At 71.5% G+C, this 23,947-nt stretch carries 23 protein-coding genes; 12 read left to right on the forward strand and 11 right to left on the reverse strand.

Going from position 1 to position 23,947, the window contains the following annotated elements:
* Positions 1-43 precede the first annotated feature (43 nt).
* From moaA to G3I78_RS19855, 3 genes are all read right to left on the reverse strand, one after another.
* Positions 44-1,033: a GTP 3',8-cyclase MoaA gene (gene moaA / locus G3I78_RS19845; RefSeq protein ID WP_164426378.1), complete on the reverse strand. Its 990-nt coding sequence runs from the start codon at positions 1,031-1,033 to the stop codon at positions 44-46.
* Between the two features lie 150 nt (positions 1,034-1,183).
* Positions 1,184-2,803 carry a cation acetate symporter gene (locus tag G3I78_RS19850; protein ID WP_164426380.1) on the reverse strand — a complete coding sequence of 540 codons (1,620 nt, stop codon included), beginning with the start codon at positions 2,801-2,803 and terminating at the stop codon, positions 1,184-1,186.
* Positions 2,800-3,156: a DUF485 domain-containing protein gene (locus G3I78_RS19855; protein ID WP_164426382.1), complete on the reverse strand. Its 357-nt coding sequence runs from the start codon at positions 3,154-3,156 to the stop codon at positions 2,800-2,802. The genes G3I78_RS19850 and G3I78_RS19855 overlap by 4 nt, the downstream gene beginning before the upstream one ends.
* A 253-nt stretch (positions 3,157-3,409) precedes the next feature.
* On the opposite strand from G3I78_RS19855, the gene G3I78_RS19860 reads away from it, so the two are divergent.
* The 4 genes from G3I78_RS19860 (at position 3,410) to G3I78_RS19875 (ending at position 9,097) form a co-directional block, all read left to right on the forward strand.
* Positions 3,410-4,948 carry a S8 family serine peptidase gene (locus tag G3I78_RS19860; RefSeq protein WP_164426384.1) on the forward strand — a complete coding sequence of 513 codons (1,539 nt, stop codon included), beginning with the start codon at positions 3,410-3,412 and terminating at the stop codon, positions 4,946-4,948.
* Positions 4,949-5,021: 73 nt separating this feature from the next.
* Entirely contained in the window at positions 5,022-6,587 is a 1,566-nt protein-coding gene (locus G3I78_RS19865; protein ID WP_164426386.1) for a S8 family serine peptidase, read from the forward strand.
* A 78-nt stretch (positions 6,588-6,665) separates the two neighbouring features.
* Positions 6,666-7,988, forward strand: a complete 1,323-nt coding sequence (locus tag G3I78_RS19870) for a CoA transferase (protein WP_164426388.1) — start codon at positions 6,666-6,668, stop codon at positions 7,986-7,988.
* A gap of 101 nt (positions 7,989-8,089) precedes the next feature.
* Entirely contained in the window at positions 8,090-9,097 is a 1,008-nt protein-coding gene (locus G3I78_RS19875) for a CopD family protein (protein WP_164426390.1), read from the forward strand.
* Position 9,098: 1 nt separating this feature from the next.
* On the opposite strand, the gene G3I78_RS19880 is transcribed toward G3I78_RS19875, so the two are convergent.
* The 4 genes from G3I78_RS19880 to G3I78_RS19895 all read right to left on the reverse strand — a co-directional run bounded on the left by G3I78_RS19880 (position 9,099) and on the right by G3I78_RS19895 (position 12,753).
* The gene (locus G3I78_RS19880; protein ID WP_164426392.1) at positions 9,099-10,142 is read right to left on the reverse strand and encodes a zinc-dependent alcohol dehydrogenase family protein; all 1,044 of its coding nucleotides are present in this window, start codon (positions 10,140-10,142) and stop codon (positions 9,099-9,101) included.
* 36 nt (positions 10,143-10,178) lie between these two features.
* Positions 10,179-10,991 (reverse strand): lysoplasmalogenase, encoded by an 813-nt coding sequence (locus G3I78_RS19885; RefSeq protein ID WP_164426394.1) that lies wholly within the window; start codon positions 10,989-10,991, stop codon positions 10,179-10,181.
* The gene (locus G3I78_RS19890) at positions 10,988-11,878 is read right to left on the reverse strand and encodes a sterol desaturase family protein (protein ID WP_164426396.1); all 891 of its coding nucleotides are present in this window, start codon (positions 11,876-11,878) and stop codon (positions 10,988-10,990) included. Before G3I78_RS19890 ends, G3I78_RS19885 begins: the two co-directional genes overlap by 4 nt.
* Before the next feature lie 161 nt (positions 11,879-12,039).
* Positions 12,040-12,753: a VIT family protein gene (locus G3I78_RS19895; RefSeq protein ID WP_164426398.1), complete on the reverse strand. Its 714-nt coding sequence runs from the start codon at positions 12,751-12,753 to the stop codon at positions 12,040-12,042.
* An 88-nt stretch (positions 12,754-12,841) separates the two neighbouring features.
* On the opposite strand from G3I78_RS19895, the gene G3I78_RS19900 reads away from it, so the two are divergent.
* From G3I78_RS19900 to G3I78_RS19910, 3 genes are all read left to right on the forward strand, one after another.
* Positions 12,842-13,825 (forward strand): DEDDh family exonuclease, encoded by a 984-nt coding sequence (locus tag G3I78_RS19900; protein WP_164426400.1) that lies wholly within the window; start codon positions 12,842-12,844, stop codon positions 13,823-13,825.
* A gap of 79 nt (positions 13,826-13,904) precedes the next feature.
* Complete coding sequence (locus tag G3I78_RS19905) at positions 13,905-14,138, forward strand: hypothetical protein (protein ID WP_164426402.1); 234 nt, start codon at positions 13,905-13,907, stop codon at positions 14,136-14,138.
* A 48-nt stretch (positions 14,139-14,186) separates the two neighbouring features.
* Positions 14,187-14,984 (forward strand): SURF1 family protein, encoded by a 798-nt coding sequence (locus tag G3I78_RS19910; RefSeq protein ID WP_164426404.1) that lies wholly within the window; start codon positions 14,187-14,189, stop codon positions 14,982-14,984.
* A 48-nt stretch (positions 14,985-15,032) separates the two neighbouring features.
* Here the strand turns inward: G3I78_RS19910 and G3I78_RS19915 are convergent, their stop codons facing one another.
* From G3I78_RS19915 to G3I78_RS19930, 4 genes are all read right to left on the reverse strand, one after another.
* On the reverse strand, positions 15,033-15,959 hold the full coding sequence (locus G3I78_RS19915) for a hypothetical protein (RefSeq protein ID WP_164426406.1): 927 nt from the start codon (positions 15,957-15,959) through the stop codon (positions 15,033-15,035).
* 189 nt (positions 15,960-16,148) lie between these two features.
* Positions 16,149-16,367 (reverse strand): YbdD/YjiX family protein, encoded by a 219-nt coding sequence (locus G3I78_RS19920; protein WP_343243807.1) that lies wholly within the window; start codon positions 16,365-16,367, stop codon positions 16,149-16,151.
* The gene (locus G3I78_RS19925; protein ID WP_203615225.1) at positions 16,364-18,463 is read right to left on the reverse strand and encodes a carbon starvation CstA family protein; all 2,100 of its coding nucleotides are present in this window, start codon (positions 18,461-18,463) and stop codon (positions 16,364-16,366) included. The genes G3I78_RS19920 and G3I78_RS19925 overlap by 4 nt, the downstream gene beginning before the upstream one ends.
* Before the next feature lie 105 nt (positions 18,464-18,568).
* A complete protein-coding gene (locus G3I78_RS19930) occupies positions 18,569-18,784 on the reverse strand; it encodes a DUF3311 domain-containing protein (RefSeq protein WP_164426409.1) in 216 nt (71 codons plus the stop codon).
* A 176-nt stretch (positions 18,785-18,960) separates the two neighbouring features.
* On the opposite strand from G3I78_RS19930, the gene G3I78_RS19935 reads away from it, so the two are divergent.
* The 5 genes from G3I78_RS19935 to G3I78_RS19955 are packed head-to-tail and all read left to right on the forward strand — an operon-like array spanning position 18,961 to position 23,928.
* A complete protein-coding gene (locus G3I78_RS19935) occupies positions 18,961-20,493 on the forward strand; it encodes a sodium:solute symporter family protein (protein WP_164426411.1) in 1,533 nt (510 codons plus the stop codon).
* Positions 20,490-21,059 carry a sigma-70 family RNA polymerase sigma factor gene (locus G3I78_RS19940; protein WP_164426413.1) on the forward strand — a complete coding sequence of 190 codons (570 nt, stop codon included), beginning with the start codon at positions 20,490-20,492 and terminating at the stop codon, positions 21,057-21,059. Before G3I78_RS19935 ends, G3I78_RS19940 begins: the two co-directional genes overlap by 4 nt.
* Positions 21,056-21,343, forward strand: coding sequence for a hypothetical protein (locus G3I78_RS19945; protein WP_164426415.1), 288 nt, complete (start codon positions 21,056-21,058; stop codon positions 21,341-21,343). Before G3I78_RS19940 ends, G3I78_RS19945 begins: the two co-directional genes overlap by 4 nt.
* Before the next feature lie 33 nt (positions 21,344-21,376).
* Positions 21,377-23,167: a glycoside hydrolase family 15 protein gene (locus G3I78_RS19950; RefSeq protein ID WP_164426417.1), complete on the forward strand. Its 1,791-nt coding sequence runs from the start codon at positions 21,377-21,379 to the stop codon at positions 23,165-23,167.
* A 5-nt stretch (positions 23,168-23,172) separates the two neighbouring features.
* On the forward strand, positions 23,173-23,928 hold the full coding sequence (locus tag G3I78_RS19955) for an SDR family oxidoreductase (protein ID WP_164426419.1): 756 nt from the start codon (positions 23,173-23,175) through the stop codon (positions 23,926-23,928).
* The last annotated feature ends 19 nt before the right edge of the window (positions 23,929-23,947 follow it).

The following is a 23,947-nucleotide window of genomic DNA, read 5'->3' on the forward strand; positions in this document are numbered from 1 at the left end:
CTGGGGGCCGATCCGGCCCAGTGTCCGATCCGCCGGACTGGACCTAGCCGCCGATGGCTGACATCGGGCGGTCCGGCTGGACGAAGGACGGGTCGTCGAGGCCCGCTCCCGCCTTCTTGCCCCACATCGCCAGCCGCCAGATGCGGGCGATCTCCTCGTCGGGCGCACCGGAGCGCAGCGCCGCCCTGAGGTCGGTCTCCTCCCGGGCGAAGAGACAGGTGCGTATCTGGCCGTCGGCCGTGAGGCGGGTGCGGTCGCAGGCGGCACAGAACGGGCGGGTGACCGAGGCGATCACACCGACGCGGTGCGGGCCGCCGTCCACCAGCCAGCGCTCCGCCGGCGCCGAACCGCGGGCCTGCGAGCCCTCCTCGGTGAGCTCGAAACGAGTACGCAGAGAGGCCAGGATGTCACCGGCGGTGATCATGCCGTCGCGCTTCCAGCCGTGCTGGGCGTCCAGCGGCATCTGCTCGATGAACCGCAGTTCGTAATCGTGCTCCACCGCCCAGGCCAGCAGCTCCGGGGCCTCGTCACCGTTGAGCCCCGGCATCAGGACACTGTTCACCTTGACCGGCGTCAGACCCGCCTCATGGGCGGCCCGCATGCCCTCCAGGACGTCCCGGTGGCGGTCCCGGCGGGTGAGCGTCCTGAAGACGTCCGGGCGCAGGGTGTCCAGGGAGACGTTGACCCGGTCAAGGCCCGCCGCCCGCAGCGCGGCAGCGGTGCGCTTCAGGCCGATGCCGTTGGTGGTCAGGGACATCTGCGGGCGTGGGGCCAGCGCGGCCACCCGCTCCACGATGCCGACCAGACCGGGCCGCAGCAGCGGCTCACCACCGGTGAAACGGACCTCCTCGATCCCCAGCAGGGTCACGGCGATGTCGATCAGGCGGACGATCTCGTCGTCGCTCAGCAGGTCGGTCTTCGACAGCCACTGCAGGCCCTCCTCGGGCATGCAGTACGTACAGCGCAGATTGCAGCGGTCGGTCAGCGAGACCCTCAGGTCGGTGGCCTGCCGGCCGTAGGTGTCGATGAGCACGCGGGCCCCCTCCCTCGTCGCGGATCAGCACAGTGTTCTTCCGTCACTTGCGAGCCTACGTGACGTCACCGACATCGACAGGTGCCGATCCCACGACGTATGGAGCGGCCGCGTCGTAGAGACCTACGACGCGGCCGCTCAGGGGGCGTGTCAGTGGGCGCCGGTGCCGGTCAGGGACCGGACCTCCAGCTCCGCGTACTTGCCCTTGTCCGGCTCCTCCTTGGAGAGGTAGGTGCCGATGACGCCGAGCAGGAAGCCGACCGGGATCGAGATGATGCCCGGGTTCTCCAGCGGGAACCAGTGGAAGTCGACGTCGGGGAACATCGAGGTGGGCTTGCCGGAGACGACCGGCGAGAACAGCACCAGGCCGACCGCGGAGACGAGACCGCCGTAGATCGACCACAGGGCTCCGGAGGTGGTGAACCGCTTCCAGAAGAGGCTGTAGAGGATCGTGGGCAGGTTGGCGGAGGCGGCGACCGCGAAGGCGAGGGCGACGAGTCCGGCGACGTTCAGGTCGCGGGCCAGGGCGCCCAGCAGGATGGAGACGGCGCCGATGCCGATGGTGGCCCAGCGGGCCGCGCTGATCTCCTGCTTCTCGGTGGCCTGGCCCTTCTTGATGACGTTCGCGTAGATGTCGTGCGCGAAGGACGAGGACGAGGCCAGGGTGAGGCCGGCGACGACCGCGAGGATCGTGGCGAAGGCGACCGCCGAGATGGTGGCCAGCAGGATCGCGCCCCAGTTGGAGTCGACACCGCCCAGATGGAGTGCCAGGAGTGGCGCGGCCGTGTTGCCCGCCTTGTTGGAGGCGATGATCTCGTCGGGCTTGATCAGCGCGGCGGCGCCGAAGCCGAGGGCGAGGGTCATCAGGTAGAAGGCGCCGATGAGGCCGATGGCCCACAGGACCGACTTACGGGCGGCCTTGGCGGTGGGCACCGTGTAGAAGCGGATCAGGATGTGCGGCAGGCCCGCGGTGCCGAGGACCAGGGCGATGCCGAGGGAGATGAAGTCCAGCTTGGTGGTGCCGGTGGCGCCGTACTTCAGGCCGGGCTCCAGGAAGGCGGCGCCCTTGCCGCTGTTGTCGGCGGCCGAGCCGAGCAGGTCGGAGATGTTGAAGTTGAACTTCAGCAGCACCAGGAAGGTCAGCAGCAGGGCGCCCGCGATCAGCAGGACGGCCTTGACCATCTGGACCCAGGTGGTGCCCTTCATGCCGCCGATGGTGACGTAGACGATCATCAGGACGCCGACCAGGGCGACGATGCCGATCTTGCCCGCGTCGGAGGTGATGCCGAGCAGCAGCGAGACCAGGACGCCGGCGCCGGCCATCTGGGCCAGCAGGTAGAAGATCGAGACGACGATCGTCGAGGTGCCGGCGGCGGTGCGGACCGGGCGCTGGCGCATGCGGTACGCGAGGACGTCGCCCATCGTGTAGCGGCCGGAGTTGCGCAGCGGTTCGGCGACCAGGAGCAGGGCGACGAGCCAGGCGACCAGGAAGCCGATGGAGTACAGGAAGCCGTCGTAGCCGAAGAGGGCGATGGCGCCCGCGATGCCGAGGAAGGACGCGGCGGACATGTAGTCGCCGGAGACGGCGAGGCCGTTCTGGAAGCCGGTGAACTGGCGTCCGCCGGCGTAGAAGTCGGAGGCGTCCTTGGTCTGGCGTCCGGCCCAGACCGTGATGACGAGGGTCGCGACGACGAAGACCGCGAACAGGCTGATGATCAGCGGCCGGTGCTCGCTGGCCTCGCCGGCCGCCAAGGTGAACGCGGGGCTCATGCGCCGCCCTCCATCCGGGACTTGATCGCCTCGGCCTTGGGGTCGAACTTGGCGGCGGCCACGCGCGAGTACCACCAGGCGATGAGGAACGTGGTCAGGAACTGCGCGAGGCCCAGGACCAGGGCCACGTTGATGTTGCCGACGACCTTGGTGCCCATGAAGTCGCCCGCGTAGTTGGACAGCAGGACGTACAGCAGGTACCAGGCGATGAAGCCGACGGTCAGCGGAAAGGCGAAGGAGCGGTAGGAGCGGCGCAGTTCACCGAACTCCGCGCTCTCCTGCACCTCGGTGAACTCCGCGGTGGTGGGGAGTTTGTGCTGCTCTTTCGAGGGGGGCGGTGCGTCGGTGGACACGAAGTCTCCTCGCGTTGCTCGTGCGGTTGTGACGGGGATCGGGGGCGAGTGTCCTCGCGTTCCCTGCCCAAGGTCACGGCGGCACGCACGGACCGGTTCAACTCGCTTTGCTTCTTTCCTAACTCACCTTGGGCAAGTCATTGCTGGCCAGCGACTTCGGAAGATAGCTTCGGCCTGCACCACCCGTCATGTACCTGCCCGAGCGACACCTGCGTCTCGGGCCGGTTTCGTTTCCGGATGATGTGGAGACCCCATGTCCCAGCCGCGTTCCAGACGTTCGAGACGCACGCTCGCGCTCGCCGTACCGGTCGCGCTGTCCCTCACGGCCTCGCTCGGCTTCCTGCCCGCGGCGGCCTCGGCCGCCCCTCTCGCACGGAGCACGGCGTCGGCCGCGGAGGCGACGAATCTCTCGTACGTCGTCAACACCAAGCTGGACCGTCGCACGATCGAGAAGGTCAGGAAGGCCGTCCCGGCGGCCGGCGGCACCGTGGTGATCACCTACGCGAAGATCGGTGTGATCGTCGCCCACTCGTCGAACCCGGACTTCGCCGCGCAGATGCGCAAGGTGCGCGGAGTGCAGTCGGCCGGTGCTACCCGCACCTCGGCACTGACCCCGGCCGGTACGACGGACGAGGGCGCGGTCCAGGTCCTGTCGGACGCGCAGGCCGCGAAGGTCGCGAAGGCGTCCGCGGCCACGCCGGCCAGTGAGCCGCTGGAGGCCGACCAGTGGGACCTGCGCGCGATAGGCGCCGACAAGGCGGCCAGGATCAACCCGGGCAGCCGCAAGGTGACCGTCGCCGTGATCGACACCGGCGTCGACGACACCCATCCCGACATCGCGCCGAACTTCTCCGCCGCCCAGTCGGCCAACTGCGACGGCGGTGTCCCGGACACCAGCGCGGGCGCCTGGCGGCCGTACACCGCGGACGACTACCACGGCACCCATGTGGCCGGTGAGATCGCCGCGGCCCGCAACGGCATCGGCGTGGCCGGGGTCGCTCCCGGTGTGAAGGTCTCCGCGATCAACGTGACCGACCGGAGCAACGGCCTCTTCTACCCGGAGAGCGTCGTGTGCGCGTTCGTGTTCGCCGCCGACCACGGCGTCGAGATCACGAACAACAGCTACTACGTTGATCCATGGCTGTACAACTGCATGGACGACCCCGATCAGCGGGCCATTGTTGATTCGGTCAACAGGGCGCAGCTGTACGCGCAACACAAGGGCACGCTCAACCTGGCGTCGGCGGGCAACTCCAACCACGACCTGGACTCCGACGCGATCGTCGACGCCACGAGCCCCGACGACTCCACCCCGGTGGAGCGCACCGTCGACCCGCACGAGTGCTTCGACGTGCCGACGCAGCTGCCGGGTGTCGTCACGGTCAGCGCGACGGGCGTCAAGAACCTCAAGTCGTACTACTCCTCGTACGGCAAGGGAGTCGTCGACGTCGCCGCCCCCGGTGGCGACCGGCTCTACCAGATCCCGGACACGCCCTCGCAGAACGGCCGCATCCTGTCCACCCTGCCGAACGGTGAGTACGGCTTCCTCCAGGGCACCTCGATGGCGTCGCCGCACGCCGCGGGCGTCGCCGCGCTGCTGAAGTCGACGCACCCCAAGGCGAGCCCGGCCCAGCTCCAGGCGCTGCTGAAGGCGCAGGCGAACGCCACGAGCTGCCCGGCGTCCTACGACCAGGACGGCGACGGCACACAGGACGCGGTGTGCGAGGGCGGCACCCGGGTCAACGGCTTCTACGGCTTCGGCATCGTCAACGCGCTGCGCGCGGTCAAGTGACCCGCCGAACGCGAGCCGCGACACCACCCGCACGGACCGCTTGTACCCCGAACGAACTGGAGAAACTTCCATCATGACAGGGCCCCACACGCGCTACCGGCGCGCGTTCGCGATCCCGCTCGGCATGACGATGGCGACGGCCATGGCGTTCCTGCCGGGCGCCACGGCTTCCGCGGCCGACCTGCCCGGCACCGTGGCCGGAGTCACCGGCGCAGTGAACGACGTCCTCGCCTCCGCCACGGCGGACGGGACGGCGCTCAGCTATGTCGTCAACGTCCGTGCCGGGCACGCTCCTTCCGCCCAGGTGAAGAAGGCCATCGGCAAGGCCGGCGGCACGATCGTGACGTCGTACGACCGGATCGGCGTGATCGTCGTCCACTCCTCGAACCCCGACTTCGCGAAGACGATCCGCAAGGTCCGCGGGGTCGAGTCGGCGGGCAACACGCGCAACGCGCCGCTGCCCGCGCAGTCGACGACCGACGAGGGCACGCCGAAGGCGCTCAGCTCGGCACAGATGGCCGCCGTCCGGGCCGTCGCCGACGCCGGTCAGGACCCGCTGGAGTCGCTCCAGTGGGACCTGCCCGCCATCAAGGCGGACAAGGCGCACGAGAAGTCGCTCGGCAGCCGCAAGGTGACCGTCGCCGTGATCGACACCGGCGTCGACGACACCCACCCGGACCTCGCGCCGAACTTCGACCGGGCCGCGTCGGTCAACTGCGTGACGGGCAAGCCGGACACCGCAGACGGGGCGTGGCGGCCGAGCGCGGCGGAGAGCCCGCACGGCACGCACGTGGCCGGTGAGATCGCGGCCGCCAAGAACGGCGTCGGCATGACGGGCGTGGCGCCCGGCGTGAAGGTGGCGGGCATCAAGGTGTCGACCACCGCCGGCTACTTCTACACGGAGGCCGTGGTCTGCGGCTTCATGTGGGCGGCCACGCACGACGTCGACGTCACCAACAACAGCTATTACACCGACCCCTGGTACTTCAACTGCACCGACGACCCGGACCAGAAGGCGCTCGTGGAAGCCGTCACCCGGGCCTCGCGGTACGCGGAGAAGAAGGGCGTGGTGAACGTCGCCGCGGCCGGCAACGAGAACTACGACCTCGCGGCCGACGAGATCACCGACCCGGTCTCGCCGAACGACGGCACGCCCTCGGACCGGGTGATCGACCCGTCGGAGTGCTTCGACATACCGACGCAGCTGCCGGGTGTCGTGACGGTCGCGTCGACCGGGGCGAAGGGCATCAAGTCGTCCTTCTCCAACTACGGCCTGGGCACCATCGACGTCGCCGCGCCCGGCGGTGACTCGACGGTCTACCAGACGCCCGCGCCGCCCGCGACCAGCGGTCTGATCCTGGGCACGCTGCCCGGCGGCAAGTGGGGCTACATGGCCGGTACGTCGATGGCCTCGCCGCACGCCGCCGCGGTGGCCGCGCTGATCAAGTCGACGCACCCGCACGCCTCGCCCGCCCTGGTGAAGGCGCTGCTGTACGCGGAGGCCGACGCCACGCCGTGCACGGACCCGTACGACATCAACGGCGACGGCAAGGTCGACGCGGTGTGCGAGGGGTCCAAGAACCGCAACGGCTTCTACGGCTGGGGCACGGTGGACGCACTGGACGCGGTGACGAAGTAGCGCCGGTGGCCAGATCGCGATAGGGATCGATCAAGGTCGATCCATATATTGATTGAGTCAATACTGCATAGTGCAGTCATGACTGGGATCAAGTTTGTGGTGCGGGAAGGCGCTCTCCAGGGGCGCCTTCCCGTGCGAGAGCTCGCTCGCGCCTGTGTCGGTACGTGCGCGCAGGCCGCCGCCGAGCTGGGGGCGCTGCGGGCCGGGCTCGCCATGGCGCCTGCGGTACGGGTGGACGACGGAGCCCTCGCCGCGGCTTTCCTGAGCGAGCGTCATCTGTTGATCGACGGACGCGCGCCGGTCAACTTCGCACCGCTGTCACGGTTCTGGCGGACGGCCGACGGATGGGTGCGGACGCATGCCAACTATCCGCACCACCGCGCGCGGCTCCTCGCGGCGCTCGGGGTACCGGACGATGTGGCGGTCGTCGAGGCTGCGCTCGCCGAGAGGTCCGCCCTGGACGTCGAAGAGACGGTGTACGCGGCCGGGGGCCTCGCGGTGGCCCTGCGCTCCCCCGAGGAGTGGGCCGCGCATCCGCAGGCGGCCGAGGTGGCGAAGCGGCCGCTGGTCGAACGGGGGCGGCTGGACACGGCTCCCGTGCGTGCGCTCGCCCCGGTCGACGCCTCTCCCCTGCTGCCGGCCGCCGGTCTGCGGGTGCTGGATCTGACGCGGGTCCTGGCGGGACCGGTCGCCACCCGCACGCTCGCTCTCCTGGGCGCGGACGTCCTGCGCGTGGACGCTCCCCTGCTGCCCGAACTCCCCGACCAGCACGCCGACACCGGCTTCGGGAAGCGGTCGGCGACCCTCGACCTGGCCACCGACCGGCAGACCTTCGAGGAACTCCTCGCGGCGGCGGACGTGGTCGTCACGGGGTACCGGCCGGGCGCGCTGGACCGGTTCGGGCTGTCGCCCCAGGCGCTGGCGGAGCGGCGGCCCGGGGTGGTCGTGGCGCAGTTGTCGGCCTGGGGCGCGTACGGGCCCTGGCGTGAGCGGCGGGGGTTCGACAGCCTGGTGCAGGTTGCCACCGGGATCGCGGCGCTGGAGGGTTCGGCGGAGAAGCCGGGTGCGCTGCCGGCGCAGGCCCTCGACCACGGGACGGGCTATCTGCTGGCGGCGGCCGTGCTGCGGGCGCTGGCCGAGCAGTCGTACGAGGGCGGGAGCCGGTTCGTGCGGCTGGCGCTGGCGCGGACGGCCCGGTGGCTGACCGACGAGACGGACGGGACGGGGGCGGGTGACGCCGACGGTGTCGCGTACGAGGGGCCCGGGGCCTGGCTGGCGGAGACGGACAGCGCGCTCGGGCGGCTGCGGTACGCCCGGTCGCCGGTCTCCTTCGAGGGCGGTCCGACGGACTGGACCCGGCCGCCGGTGCCGTGGGGGACGGACGCGGCACGCTGGGGCTGAACACGCGGGCGGGCGGGGGACGTACCGATGGGCGGAATGCCGTACCGCCACTTGTTTCCCTGCACTTGCCCGGTTCTGTCCGTGCTGGTCAAGATCGTGAGGTGACCTTGATAAGACCCACCGCCGGGGCGGCCGACGCGAGCGGGCCCGAGCGGCGGCCCGGTGTCGGCCGGGCGGTCGCCGTCCTCGCCCTGGTGGTGCTGGCCGCGCTGATACCCCTGTTGGGCCCGTCCGCCGCGCTGCACGGCACCGGGGAGGCGGCGGCGCCCGGCGTCGGCGGGGTGGCGCTGCTGCGGGCGGTGCTGTTCGCCGCGCTGTGCGTGCCGCTGGGCGAGCTGTTCGCGGCCCGGCTGGCCCGTTCGGTGCCCGGCGCTCCCCCGGCCGTGCCCCGCTCCTGGGCGCCGTTCGCGGCAGCCGCCGGTTTCGTGGCCGCGCTGGGGCTCGCGTCGGTCGTGGCGACCGGCAATCTGGTGCCGCACAGTCTCACCGAGATCGACGTCGGCGGCCTGTACGAGTCCCGTGACGGCAAGCTGGCGCTGCTGGAGGTCAACGCCTTCCTGGTGGCCGCCCTGTGCGCCCGCTCGGCCCGGCCCGCCGTCCAGGTGTGGCCGTTGGCCGCCGTGGTCGTCGCCGAGGCACTGCGCGCGCATCCCCCGACCGAGCACGGTCCGCTGGTGGGCTCCGGGCTGACGCTGGTTCATCTGACGTGCGCCGCGCTGTGGGCGGGCGGACTGCTTCAGGTGCTGCGGACGCTGCGCCACTGGGGTCCGGGGGCGCCGGGTGCCGCGCTGCTCGGGCTCTACGCGCGCGTGGCGGCCGTTCTGCTCGCCGCCATCACCGCGACCGGGGTGTGGAGTTCGCTGCGCCGGATGCCGCCCGGCACCGTCCTGGGCCAGCTGACGGACACGGCCTACGGGCGCACTCTGCTGGCCAAGGTGCTCCTCGTGGCGGCCGTCGCCGCGCTCGCCCTGTGGGCCCGCGCCCGGCTGCGCCGCGCCCCCGACCCGCTGACCGCGTGTGTCCCCGCGCGCGCGGAGGTCGCCGCGCTGGGGCTGGTGGTCGCGGTGTCGGGGCTGCTGACGGCGCTGCCGGTGCCGATCCGCTGGTGAGCTAGGGCGTGACGAGCACCTTGAGAGCGGTGCGTTCGTCCATCGCCTTGTAGCCGGCCGGGACGTCCTCCAGGGTGACGGTCATGTCGAAGACGGGCGAGGCGTCGACGGTGCCGTCCAGGACGTCGGGCAGCAGTTCGGGGATGTAGGCGCGGACCGGTGCCACGCCGCCGCGCAGGGCGATGTTCCGGTCGAACATGACACCGAGGTCGACACCGGTGCCGCTGCCGTGCGGGACGCCGACGAAGCCGATGGCGCCGCCGTCGCGGGCGATGTTGACCGCCGTGCGCATGGACTGCTCGGTGCCGACGGCCTCGACGACGGCGTGCGCGCCCTGGCCGCGGGTGAGTTCGCGTACGGCCGCCACGGCGGCGTCTCCGCGCTCGGCGACGACGTCGGTGGCGCCGAAGCGGCGGGCGAGGTCGGTGCGGGCCTGATGGCGGCCCAGGGCGATGATCCGCTCGGCGCCGAGCCGCCTGGCCGCGAGCACCGCGCACAGGCCGACGGCTCCGTCGCCCACGACGGCGACGGTGGCGCCCGGGCGGGCCCCTGCGCCGAGGGCGGCGTGGTGGCCGGTGCCGAGGACGTCGGAGAGGGTCAGCAGGGAGGTCAGCAGCCGGTCGTCGGAGGCCGCCTCCTTGGGCAGCCGTACGAGGGTGCCGTCGGCGAAGGGGACACGCACGGCCTCGCCCTGGCCGCCGTCGTGACCGACCGAGCCCCAGAAGCCGCCGTGCTCGCAGGAGGTGGTCAGGCCTTCACGGCAGTGGTCGCAGACGCCGTCGGACCACATGAAGGGCGCGACGACGAGGTCGCCCCGCTTGACGGCGCTCACCTCGGAGCCGGTCTCCTCCACGACACCGAGGAACTCGTGCCCGATCCGCTGCCCCGCCTGCCGGGCCGCCTCGCCGCGGTAGGCCCACAGGTCGCTGCCGCAGATGCAGGCCCGCAGCACCCGCAGCACGGCGTCGGTGGGCAGCTGCACCACGGGCTCGGGCACATCCTCCACGCGCATGTCGAACGGGGCGTGGATGGTGGTGGCGCGCATGGCGAGGGTCCTTCTCGTGCGAGGTCGTGACGGCGCTCAGGGGGTGGTCGAGCGCACCTCACCGTACGTCGCCATCGGCCCGGGGCGCGCTTCGAGGGCTCGCAGTGCGCCGCTGACCAGCAGGAACTGGGCGGCGACATAGGTGAGCATGATCCAGAGGTCGGGCCGTGGGAGCTGCGGCCAGTCGGCGACGCCGGTCGCGATGAGGGTGTCGGAGAGCAGGAAGAGCGCGCCGCCGAGTCCGGCGACGGCACCCAGGCGGACGGCCGACGCGCACGCCATCGCCGTGAGCAGCACGCTGTACCCGGCGACGGGCACCCGGAGTTCGGCGGGCAGGTCCGGCCACAGGGCCACGACGGTGACGACCAGGGCGGTGGCGTAGGCGGGCGCGAGGACGGCCACGCGTGCGCGTGGGCTGCCGTACGCCCTGAAGAGCGCGAGGTAGCAGACGTGACCGGCCGCGAAGGAGATCATGCCCGCGAGGAACGCGGGGTCGGCGTCGGACAGCAGCAGGACGTCACCGCCCCAGCCGCACAGGAGCGCGGCGACGAGGAGGCGGGGTGCGCCGGACGCCATCGCGTACGCGGCGAGGAAGGGCATCAGGAAGGGCTTGGCCACCGCGTGCCCCACGGAGAAGCCGGCGGCCAGGGAGACGAGGTCGACGAGGGCGGCCAGGGCGAAGGCGGCGAGGAGGAGGGCGGGCAGGTGGGCGCGGGTCCGCGAGGTGGCCGCGTGGGGTGCACGTACGCGTGGGCGTGAGGCGGTCGCCCGCGGCCCGCGTCCACGGGGGCGCGAGCTGTCCGTCCGTGGTGTGCGCCCGCGTGGCCGGTGTCCGTCGCGTGCCGTCATGCGGCCGCGGTCCCCTCGGCGGCGGCCGGCTCCGGAGCCGGTTCCGCGACCGGGGCCGGCGTCGGCCCCCAGCCCGGCCCCCGGAACACCCGCCCGGCCCGCTCGCGCCAGCTCCGCGCCGCCTTGATGTCCTTGACTATCGAGACGTATTCATGGGTGGCCACCTTGATCGGGTTGAACGTGTTGATGTTCTTGGTCAACCCGTAGACGGGCCGTACGGTCTCGGCGACGAACGAGCCGAAGAGGCGGTCCCAGACGATGAGGATGCCGCCGAAGTTACGGTCCAGATAGCCGCCCTGGGAGGCGTGGTGGACGCGGTGGTGGGAGGGCGTGTTGAGGACGAACTCGAACCAGCGGGGCATCTTGTCGATGCGCTCGGTGTGGATCCAGAACTGGTAGACGAGGTTCGCGGAGGAGCAGAAGGCGAGCGCGGCCGGGTGGACGCCGGCGGCTACGAGGGGGACGTAGAACGGCCAGACGGTCAGGGTGGTCCACGGCTGGCGCAGCGCGGTGGTGAGGTTGAACTTCCGGCTGGAGTGGTGGACGACGTGGCAGGCCCAGAGGATGCGGATGACGTGATGGCCGCGGTGGGACCAGTAGTAGAAGAAGTCCTGTGCGAGCAGCATCAGCGGGACCGTCCACCACAGGACGGGGACGCGGAGCGGGGTGAGTTCGTAGATCGCCGTGTAGACGGCGACGATCGGGATCTTCCAGAGGAAGTCGAAGACGAGACTGCCGAGCCCCATGCCGAGGCTGGTGGCGGCGTCCTTCGTGTCGTACCCGGCGGCGTCCTCGTCGGGATGGACGCGGACGCTGATCATCTCGATGACGGTGAGCAGCACGAAGGCGGGGATGGACCAGACCACGACGTCGGGGAGGTTCGGCATGCGTGCACCGTAGAACCGCCGGTGGGGCACGGCTAGACGTTGTTACCCACAAGTATTAACGGTGGTATGCGCTTGCTTCTTGGTGATCTCCGCCAAGGGCGACCGCCGAGCACAGCCGCAAAGGAGAGCCGAGGGCAGCCACGGAGAGGGGCCCCTCCCCGTCAGCCGACCCCCGCCGCCCCCAGCAGCGACCCCACCGCATACGTGACCCCCATCGCCAGCAGCCCGCCGACGACGTTCCGGACCACCGCGCGCCCCGCGTCCGCCGAACCCAGCCGGGCGCTGCTCCAGCCGGTGAGCACCAGTGCGCCCACCACCGAGACCACCGTCACCGGGACCCGCCAGTCCGACGGCGGGAGCACGATCGCGAGCAGGGGCAGGAGCGCTCCCGCGGTGAACGCCAGGAAGCTCGCCCAGGCCGCGTGCCACGGGTTGGTGAGGGCGTCCGGGTCGATACCGAGCTCCACGCGCGCGTGGGCCCGCAGCGCGTCACGCTCCGTCAATTGTTCGGCCGCCTCGCGGGCCACGTCACGGGAGAGCCCGCGCTCCTCCAGAAGCTCCGTCAACTCCTGGAGTTCCGCCTCGGGTTGTTCACGCAACTCGCGCTTCTCCACCGCCAGCGCGGCCTTCTCGGAGTCGCGCTGGGTGGAGACGGACACGTACTCGCCGGCCGCCATGGACATCGAGCCCGCCAGCAGCCCGGCCAGACCCGCCGTCAGAAGTGCCGACCGGTCGCTCGTCGCGCCGGCCACGCCGACGACCAGTCCCGCCGTGGAGACGATGCCGTCGTTGGCGCCGAGGACGGCGGCGCGCAGCCAGTTGAGGCGGGTGCCCAGCGCGCCGCCGTGGGACTCGTCGTGCGTCGGTTCGGTCACCTCCGGAGGATCGCACCCCGGCCGTCTGGAGCCCGGTACCGACGCCGCGGTGAGGGACTGTCAGTCGCGGCCCGTATCCTCAGGGACCATGCTCGAAGACCGGACGACCGCAGCGTCCTCCCCCACAGCGTGGCCGACCGCGTATCCGCTGGGATACGCGGTCGTCGACGTGGAGACCACCGGCCTGGCCCGCGACGACCGGATAATCTCCGCGGCCGTCTACCGCCTCGACGCCCGCGGCGAGGTCGAGGACCACTGGTACACGCTGGTCAATCCGGAGCGCGACCCGGGCCCGGTGTGGATCCACGGTCTGACGAGTGAAGTGCTGGAGGGCGCGCCCCTGTTCGAGGACATCGCCGAGGAGTTCTCGGCCCGGCTGGACGGCCGGGTGCTGGTCGCGCACAACGCCGTCTTCGACTGGCAGATGATCGCCCGCGAGTACGCGCGCGCGAAGCGTGAGGCCCCGGTGCGCCAACGCCTGTGCACCATCGCGCTGTCCAAGGAGCTGAGCCTGCCGCTGCCCAACCACAAGCTGGAGTCGCTGGCGGCCCACTTCGGCGTCGTACAGCAGCGGGCGCACCACGCGCTCGACGACGCGCGCGTGCTCGCGGAGGCGTTCCGGCCGAGCCTGCTGGCGGCGGCCGAGCGAAGCGTGCGGCTGCCGCTGCACGAGTGCCGGCCGCTGACCGAGTGGACGGACCGGGCGGTGCCCCGGCAGCCGGCGGGCTACAACAACTACCGGCCGACCAGTTGGCGGCCCGCGCGCAAGCGGCCCTCGTGCCCCTACCCCAACCCCGGTCGGTTCGAGGACGGCAAGCCGCTCAAGCAGGGCATGCGGATCGCGTTCTCCGGGGACACCTCGGTCGAGCGCGACCTCCTGGAGGACCGTGCCGTAGAGGCCGGGCTGCATGTCGCCACCAGCATCTCCCGGCTGACCAGCCTGCTCGTCACCAACGACCCGGACTCGGGCACGTCCAAGGTGGTCAAGGCCCGCCAGTTCGGCACCCCGGTGGTCGACGAGGCGGCCTTCGGACAGCTCCTCAGGGATGTGGAACCGGCCTCGGAGGGATGACCGTACGGACGGGTGATTGCCGTACGACTCGCCCGGCGTCCGCTCGCCCGGGCGGCACCTACGGCTCACCCTGTGGCGCATGGCGACTTGCGAAGTTTGCGGCAACAACTACGGCATGTCCTTCGAGGTGCACGCGCAGGGCGCGGTGCACGTCTTCGACTGCTTCTCCTGTGCGATCCACCGGATGGCACCGATCTGCGAGCACTGCCGGGTGCAGATCATCGGACAGGGCGTGGAGGTCGAGGGCCACTGGTTCTGCGGCGCGCACTGCGCCCGTGCGGAGGGGAAGGCGGGCATCGTCGACCGGGTGTGACCACACCCCTGTGCGAACACCCCGCGGCCCGAGTTGTACGGTCGTGGGGTGTACCGCTTCCTGTTGTCCCGGCAGTGGGTGATCCTCACGCTGGTCGCCCTCCTTCTCATCCCCACGATGATCAGGCTGGGTATCTGGCAGATGCACCGCTACGAGGAGCGCACCGCGCGCAACCAGCTGGTGACCGACGCGCTGAACGCGAAGCCGGTGCCGGTGGAGGAGATGACCTCGCCGGGGCACACGGTCACCACCCACGACCGGTACCGCAGGGTAACCGCCAAGGGCCACTTCGACACCTCCGACGAGGTCGTGGTCCGTCGCCGCACCAACTCGGACGACGAGGTCGGCTACCACGTGCTGACCCCCTTCGTCCTCGACGACGGCAAGGTGCTGCTGGTCAACCGGGGCTGGATCCCGTCGGACGGCCCGAGCCAGACCGCGTTCCCGAAGATCCCCGCTCCTCCCGAGGGCGAGATCACCGTCACCGGGCGCCTGATGCCCGACGAGACGACCGCGGCGAGCGGCATCAAGAACCTCAAGGGGCTGCCGGCCCGGCAGGTCATGCTGATCAACAGCGAGCAGGAGGCCGCGCGGCTCGGCAAGACCGTACTCGGCGGCTACATCGCGCAGACCGCCCCGGACCCCAGGGGCGACTCCCCCGAGCTGATCGGCGGCAACCCCGGCAAGGAGGACGCCGCCCTGAACTACGCCTACGCCTATCAGTGGTGGCTGTTCGCCCTCGGTGTCCCGGTCGGCTGGGTGATCCTGGTCCGCCGCGAGCTGCGCGACCGCCGGGCGAAGGCGTCCGAGAACGCCACGGCGGAGGCGGAACCGGCCGCGGTGTGACGCGACGGCCCGGCGGCCCGGCCGGCCGCGGGGACGCACCCCGACACCTCACCTCCGGTGGCGGTCCCGCCAGTACAGGAACGTGCGCTCCGGCTCGGGCAGCAGCTCCCACGGATGCGCGGTCATATGGCGGCCGATCCGCCGGAACACCGGTGCCGCGTCGGCCGGGCGGTGGGTGCGGACCAGGGCGAACGCCAGGATGTTGAGGTCGGCGACCACCTCGGCGTGCGGGGCCGCGGCGGTATGGAACCAGCCGGTCAAGGCGTGCTCGATCTCGTCGGCGGCCCGGGGTTCGTTCCAGTGGCCGTCGGCTCCCAGCAGCATCTGCCGCTGCCGGTGCGCCACGAGTTCGACGCGGGCCGCCACGGGCAGCAGGGCGAGCGGTGAACCGTGGGGCGCGCAGGCCGCGCCCTGGTGGGCGAAGTCGGTCATGTCGGCGACCGAGCCGTGTCCGCGCGGGGACAGATAGCGCAGCAGCCGGTGGTAGGCGCCGCGGTGGCACGGGGCCCGGGTGACGGCCTCGGTCCACACGGGTACGGCGTCCCGCGTCGGCACGGCGTGGGTGTACATCAGGTCCAGGAGGGCCAGCCAGGGCGTCGGGTCCTCGGGGCACGCCCCGGCGGCACGCAGACAGGCCCGCTCGGCCTCCTTCACGACGGCCCAGGTGCCGGCCGAGGCCCGGCGGGCACAGGCCCTCAGCACCAACGCGTCCCCGTCTCCGGGCCGGTCCGCGATCCACCGCTCGCACACCGTCGCCGGCAACCGGTCCGCCAGCACCGACATCCGGTGCCACCTGCGGTCCCAGTCCCGCCCGGTGGCCCGCAGCAGCTCGGCGACCGGCTGCCAGGGCGGACGGCTGGAGCCCGCGCCGAGACCGTGCGACTGGAGCGTGGGCCGGAGTTCGGCCAGGGTCGCGTGCAGGGCGTCGTCGTCGAGGGCGGGGCGGGTGAGGAGGGCGGGGCGGCGTCTGAGCATCTCGATCCCGAAGTCACGTGGTCCCGGAAGTCCGGAAGTCCCGAAGTTCCGAAGTCCGGAAATCTCAAAGTCCCGAAGTCCCGAAGGCGAGAGGGGATCGCGGACACGCAGGCCCCCGCGATCCCACATGAAGGCGCGGGCCCCTCGCGGACACGCAGCCCCCGCGACTCCCCCTGAACAACGTCGGCGTCAGCAGCAGCGCCCCTGCGGATGAGCCTCCCGGTGCCGTGCCCGCAGCACCTGGTACTCCCGCCGCGTCGGCACCGGAGCGCGCGGATGGTGCCGCAGATGCCGAGCGCAGTAGCGGTCGTACTCCGCCTCCCCGGTCAGCTCCCGCAGATACCACCGGACGGCCCGCCCCCACCGCCGTACGGCAGAGACCGCCGCCGTGGCCACGGTCACCGTCACGTACGGCCTCCCACCAGCTCCTCACCAGCCCGCTCCGCCGCATCGATACGCGACTCGACGTACGGCGCCTCCGTGATCGGCAAGGTCCCCGGCGCCCGGATCGCCCGTACGCACACCATCGCCGCGTTGCCGAGGACGACCGCGACCAGCAGCAGGAAGACCGCGATGAGCACCCCGTCGACCGTGGAGTTGGTGACCACCGTGTGCATGTCGTCCAGGGACTTGGCGGGCGCGATCACCTGGCCGGCGTCGATGCCGTCCGCGTACTTGGTCCGCTGGGCGAAGAACCCGACCCGCGGATCGTCGGAGAAGATCTTCTGCCAGCCCGCGGTGAAGGTGATCGCGACCACCCAGGCCAGCGGCACCCCGGTCACCCAGGCCCAGCGCAGGCGCCCCGACTTGACCAGAACCGTGGTGCACACGGCCAGCGCGATGGCGGCCAGCAGCTGGTTCGCGATGCCGAAGAGCGGGAAGAGCTGGTTGATCCCGCCGAGCGGGTCGGTGGCGCCGGTGTAGAGGAAGTAGCCCCAGGCGGCGACGACCAGTCCGCTGCACAGCCAGATGCCGGGCTTCCAGTTGACCCGGCCGACCGGCTTCCACACGTTGCCGAGCATGTCCTGGAGCATGAAGCGGCCGACCCGCGTGCCCGCGTCCACCGTCGTCAGGATGAAGAGCGCCTCGAACATGATCGCGAAGTGGTACCAGAAGGCCTTCATGGCGGTGCCGCCGAACACCCCGGAGAAGATCTCCGACATGCCGACCGCGAGGGTCGGGGCGCCTCCGGAACGGGCGATCAGGGTCTGCTCCTCGACCGCCTTGGCGGCCTGGGTCAACTGGTCGGGCGTGATGGTGAAGCCGAGTCCGGCGACCGCGTGCGACGCCGACTCGGCCGTGGCGCCGAGCAGGCCCGCCGGGGCGTTCATGGCGTAGTAGAGGCCGGGCTCCAGGGTCGCCGCCGCGATCAGCGCCATGATCGCGACGAAGGACTCCATCAGCATGGCGCCGTAGCCGATGAGCCGGACCTGCGACTCCTTCTGGATCAGCTTCGGCGTCGTACCGGAGGAGACCAGGGCGTGGAAGCCGGACAGCGCGCCGCAGGCGATGGTGATGAACAGGAAGGGGAAGAGGGAGCCCGCGAAGACCGGCCCGGCGCCCGAGGTGGCGAAGTCGGTCACCGCGTCCGCGCGCAGCACCGGAGCGGCGACCACGACGCCCACCGCGAGCAGCGCGATCGTGCCGATCTTCATGAAGGTGGAGAGGTAGTCGCGCGGGGCCAGGAGCATCCAGACCGGCAGGACGGACGCGACGAAGCCGTAGCCGACCAGGCAGAAGACCAGGGTCGTCGGGCTGAGGGTGAAGGTCGAGGCCAGGGAGGAGTTCTGCACCCAGCTGCCGCCGACGATCGCGAGGAGCAGCAGGGCCACGCCGATGAAGCTGGTCTCGACGACCCGGCCGGGGCGGATGCGGTGCAGCCAGAAGCCCATGAACAGGGCGATCGGGATGGTCATGGCGACGGAGAAGGTGCCCCACGGGGAGTGCGCGAGGGCGTTCACCACGACCAGCGCCAGCACGCCCAGCAGGATGATCATGATGGCGAACACGGCGATCAGGGCCGCCGCGCCGCCCGCCCTGCCGATCTCGTCCCGGGCCATCTGCCCGAGCGACTTGCCGTCCCGCCGCATGGACAGGAAGAGGACCACCATGTCCTGCACCGCGCCCGCGAAGATCACGCCCGCGACGATCCACAGGGTGCCGGGCAGGTAGCCCATCTGGGCCGCGAGGACCGGGCCGACCAGGGGTCCGGCGCCCGCGATGGCCGCGAAGTGGTGGCCGAGGAGGACCCGCTTGTCGGTGGGCTGGAAGTCGACGCCGTCCTCCAGTCGTTCGGCCGGGGTGGCGCGGCGGTCGTCCGGTTTCAGGACGCGGCGGGCGATGAAGCGGGAGTAGAAGCGGTAGGCGATCGCGTACGACCCGAGCGCGGCGACGACCAGCCAGACCGCGGAGATCTTCTCGCCCCTGGCCAGCGCGAGCACGCCCCACGCGACCGCGCCGAGCAGTGCGACGGCGGCCCACAACAGGATCGACCGAGGTGACATTCGTGACTTTTCAGGCGCCTCAGGGGCAGGCTGAAGGGCGGTTTCGGGCATGGCGGCTCCTCACCGAAAGCGGTGCATGACAGGACGGTGCAAGATCAGAACGGCTCAGCGACGATGTCGGTCCGACAGCGCATACGCGGCGAGCAGACACAGACCGCACCCCGGCACCCAGGCGAGCTGGTACCAGTAGAAGAACGGCGTGCCCGCCAGGCGCGGCTCCGCACCGGCGTACATCGGGACCCACAGCAGTCCGGCGGCGGGGACGAGCAGCAGTACGGCGATCGCGACGCGCCGTAGCCGGTGATGACCGGTCCGTGCCATGACCTGCGCTCCTCTCCCCATCGCTGTCGGTCTGTGCAAGAGTTGCCCACCCCCCGCGGACGGTTGACAGCGAATTCCGGGGAGATTTCCCGCCGATGCCCGTCATCCGAACCGGCGGCCCGCGCAACTAATGCGCGAGGGCACAGACACCTTCAGGGACACCAAGGACGGTGACCATGGCCGACGGCGCCATGACCACGACGTTCCTCGCCGTGATCGGCGGGGCGTCGCTGCTCGCCGTGACCGCGCGCCGGCTGCGCCCGAGCGACCGGCTGCCGTCCCTGGAGGGCTGGGCGCTGGCCGACCGCAGCCTCGGCCCGGTGTGGACCTGGCTGCTGCTGGGCGGCACGATCTTCACCGCGTACACCTTCACCGCGGTACCGGGTCTCGCGTACGGCAACGGCGGCGCCGCCTTCTTCGCGGTGCCGTACACGGTGATCGTCTGCCCGATCGCCTTCGTGCTGCTCAGCCGCCTGGGCGAGGTGGCCCGACGGCACGGCTACATCACCGCCGCCGACTTCGTGCGCGGCCGGTACGGTTCGGCGCCGCTCGCCCTGGTGGTCGCGCTCACCGGGATCCTGGCGACGATGCCGTACCTGGCGCTCCAGCTGCTCGGGATACGGGCCGTGCTGACCGCCGGGGGCGTGTATCCGAAGGGCGCGACCGGCGACCTGGTGATGGTGGCGCTGTTCGCGGGGCTCGCGGTGGCCACCTACCGGCACGGACTGCGGGCGCCCACCGTGATCTCCGCGCTCAAGGCGGTCGCGGTGTTCGTCTCGCTCACCGCCGTGACCTGGCTGGTCCTGGAGCGGCTCGGCGGACCGGGCGCGGTGTTCGACGGAGCCGCCGAACGCCTCGGCGGACCCGCCCTGCTCCTCTCCCCCGACCAGCAGCCCGCCTACGCCACCCTCGCCCTCGGCTCCGCGCTCGCCCTGCTGATGTACCCGCACGTCCTGACCGCCGGGTTCGCCGCCGACAGCCCCCGCACCCTGCGCAAGGTCGCCGTCGCCCTGCCCGCCTGGACGGGGCTGCTCGCGCTCTTCGGGTTCCTCGGGATCGCGGCGCTCGCGGAGGGGGTGCGGGCGCCGGAGGGGGGCGCCGAGACGGCCGTACCGATGCTGGTGGACCGGCTGATGCCGGGGCCGCTGGCCGGGCTGGTGTTCGGCGCGATCACCGTCGGGGCGCTGGTCCCGGCGGCGGTGATGTCGATCGCGGCGGCCACCAGCTTCGTCCGCAACGTGTACGTCGAGTACGTGCACCCCACGGCCACGCCCAAGCGGCAGGTGCGGATCGCCAAGGCGGTGTCCCTGACGGCGAAGGTGGGCGCGGTGGCGTTCGTGTTCGGGCTGCGCGACCAGGACGCGATCAACCTCCAGCTGCTCGGCGGGGTCTGGATCCTCCAGATCTTCCCGGCCGTCGCCGTGGGCCTGTTCACCGGGCGGCTGCATCCGCGGGCGCTGCTCGCCGGGTGGGCGGCGGGCATGCTGTCCGGCACCTTCCTCGTCGTCCGCGAGGGGTTCTCGACGATCGGCGCCGGTCCTTTCCAGATCTACGCCGGTCTCGTCGCCCTTCTCCTCAACCTGGCCGTCGCCCTGGCCGGGACCGCGGCCCTCGAACGGCTCGGCGTCCCGCGCGGCGCCGACCTGACCGACCTACCGTCGCGCCTGACCGTCAGGCGGCGCCCCGAGACGGGAGCGAACAACCCGTGAGACAGCATCTGAGACACGGCACCCCCGTACCCGTCCCGCTCGCCCCCGCGGCGGCGGACCCGGCCGAGCTGGAGCGCGAGGCCGGTGTGGCCCGCCTGTTCGAGCTGCACTACGCGTCGATGCTCCGCCTCGCCGTGCTGCTCGGCGCGGACGACCCGGAGAACGTGGTCGCCGAGGCGTACTACCAGATCTACCGGAAGTGGCGGCGGCTCAGGGACACCGAGGCGGCCGAGGCCTATCTGCGCTCCACGGTCTGCAATCTGACCCGGATGCGGATACGGCACCTCCAGGTGGCCCGCAAGCACGTCGAGAACCCCCCTGCGAGAGCGGACGAACTCGTCGCCTCCGCCGAGAGCACCGCCCTCCTCCACGACGACCAGCGCGTCCTCATCGACGCGCTCCAGCAGCTGCCCGCCCGGCAGCGCGAGGCGCTGGTGCTGCGGCACTGGCTCGGGCTGAAGGAGAGCGAGATCGCCTCGGCGATGGGCATCTCCTGCGGCTCGGTGAAGACCCACACGGCACGCGGCCTCGCCGCCCTGACCCAGGCGATGGAGGCCCGGCGATGAACGACACGAGTCCGGACCGCACCGAGCGCGAACTCCAGGAGGCCCTCGCCGCGCTGGCGGGCGGGGTGCACGCGGCCCCCGACGCCTACCGCACCGCCCGCGGTGAGTGGCTGCGCCGCGAGCGCCGGCGCCGGCTGGTCCTCGCCGTCCTCATCGCCGTCGTGTTCGCGCTGGCGACCCTGATCGGACTGTGGGTGCTGAACCAGACGCCCGCCCACTCGGGGGTGATCTTCTCGGGCACCGGAACCGGCACGGCCGCGTCACTCCCCCGGCCGCACCCCTGATTGCCGCCCCGATCAGCCGGGAACCCGCTCTCCGTGCACCCCCGTATCGAGGATTACGCCCTCATCGGCGACGAACAGACCGCCGCCCTGATCGGCATGGACGGCTCCGTGGACTGGCTGTGCCTGCCCCGCTTCGACTCGGCGGCCTGCTTCGCCAGGCTGCTGGGCGACGAGGAGAACGGTCACTGGCGGATCGCCCCGAAGGACGCCGAGCGATGTACGAGACGCGGCTACCGGCCCGGCACCCTCGTCCTGGACACCGAGTGGGAGACGGACGAGGGCGCGGTGCGGGTCACCGACCTGATGCCGCAGCGCGATGTCGCCCCGGACGTCGTACGGATCGTGGAAGGTCTGCGCGGCCGGGTCACCGTCCGCAGCACGCTCCGGCTGCGCTTCGAGTACGGCTCGGTCGTGCCGTGGGTGCGCCGGTCGGACGGGCAGCGGGTGGCCGTCGCGGGGCCCGACTCGACGTGGCTGCGCAGCGAGCCCCCTGTGCGCACCTGGGGTGAACACTTCGGGACGCACTCGGAGTTCACCGTCGAGGAGGGCGAGAAGGTCGGGTTCGTGCTGACCTGGCATCCCTCGCACGAGCCGCGGCCCCCGCTGACCGACCCGTTCGAGGCGCTGGAGAGCAGCGTGGCCGACTGGCGGGCGTGGTCGGCGCGTTGCCGCTACGACGGTCCGCACCGGGACGCCCTGGTCCGTTCCCTGATCACCCTCAAGGCGCTCACCTACCGGCCCACCGGCGGCATCGTGGCCGCCGCGACGACCTCGCTGCCCGAGGAGATGGGCGGGGTGCGTAACTGGGACTACCGCTACTGCTGGCTGCGCGACTCCACCCTCACCCTCGGCGCCCTCGTGCAGTGCGGCTATCTGGAGGAGGCCGAGGCCTGGCGCGACTGGCTGCTGCGCGCGGTCGCCGGTGACCCGGCCGATCTCCAGATCATGTACGGCCTCGCGGGCGAGCGGAGGCTGCCCGAGTTCGAGCTGCCGTGGCTGGCCGGATTCGGCGGCTCCAAGCCGGTGCGGATCGGCAACGGGGCGGTGAAACAGATCCAGTTGGACGTGTACGGCGAGGTCATGGACTCGCTGTCGCTGGCCCGGCGGGCGGGCCTGCCCCCGAAACCGCACATGTGGTCCCTCCAGAGCGTCCTCCTGGACTTCCTCAGGGACTCGTGGCGACAGCCCGACGAGGGGATCTGGGAGGTCCGCGGCGGCCGTCGCCACTTCGTGCACTCCAAGGTCATGGTGTGGGTCGCCGCCGACCGGGCCGTACGCGCCCTGGAGTCCTTCCCGGACCTGAGCGGCGACCTGGAAGGCTGGCGCGCGCTGCGCGACGAGGTGCACCGCGAGGTCTGCGAGAAGGGCTACGACCCCGAACGCAACACCTTCACCCAGTACTACGGCTCCCGCGAACTCGACGCGTCCCTGCTGCTGATCCCGCGCGTCGGCTTCCTGCCGCCCGACGATCCCCGCGTGGTCGGCACCATCGACGCGGTCCGCGCGGAGCTGGAGCACGGCGGTTTCGTACGGCGGTACAGCGCCGAGGAGACCCCGGTGGACGGGCTGCCCGGCGGCGAGGGCACCTTCCTGGTGTGCTCGTTCTGGCTCGCCGACGCACTGCACATGACGGGCCGCACGAAGGAGGCGCGGGACCTCTTCGAACGGCTGCTGGGGCTCGCCAACGACGTGGGGCTGCTGTCCGAGGAGTACGACCCCGTGGCCGGCGTCCAACTCGGCAACTTCCCGCAGGCGTTCAGCCACATCGGACTGGTCAGCACCGCCCTCACGCTGTTCGCGGACTCGGCCGAGGAGGCAGGATAGGGGCCATGGATCTTGGACTGAAGGACCGTGTGTACGTCGTCACCGGCGCGACCCGTGGGCTCGGCAACGCGGCGGCGCGTTCGCTGGTCGCCGACGGGGCGAAGGTCGTGGTGACCGGGCGGGACGAGAAGCGGGCCGTTGCCGCGGCGGCCGAACTGGGGCCGAACGCGGTGGGGGTGGGCGTCGACAACGCCGATCCGGCGGCGGCGGAACGGTTGATCGGTGTCGCGCGGGAGAACTTCGGCGGCTTCGACGGGGTGCTGATCAGTGTGGGCGGGCCCGCGCCCGGCTTCGTCGCCGACAACACGGACGAGCAGTGGCAGACCGCGTTCGAGTCCGTGTTCCTCGGGGCGGTTCGCTTGGCCCGGGCGGCGGCCGGTGAGCTGGAAGCCGGGGGTGTCATCGGCTTCGTGCTCTCCGCTTCCGTGCATGAGCCGCTTCCGGGGCTGACCATTTCCAACGGGCTGCGGCCGGGGCTCGCCGGGTTCGCGAAGTCGCTCGCGGACGAGCTGGGGCCGCGGGGTATTCGGGTCGTCGGCTTGCTGCCGTCCCGGATCGACACGGATCGCGTCCGCGAGCTGGACGGGATGTCGGCTGATCCCGAGGCCACTCGGGCCGCCAACGAGTCCCGGATTCCGTTGCGGAGGTATGGGACGCCGGAGGAATTCGGGCGGGCTGCGGCTTTCTTTCTGTCGCCGGCCGCCTCGTATTTGACCGGGGTCATGTTGCCTGTCGACGGGGGGATGCGGCACGGGTTCTGAGGTGCCGGCCGGTGGGGGC

The sequence above is a fragment of the Streptomyces sp. SID13726 genome (assembly GCF_010548375.1).
GTDB lineage: Bacteria > Actinomycetota > Actinomycetes > Streptomycetales > Streptomycetaceae > Streptomyces.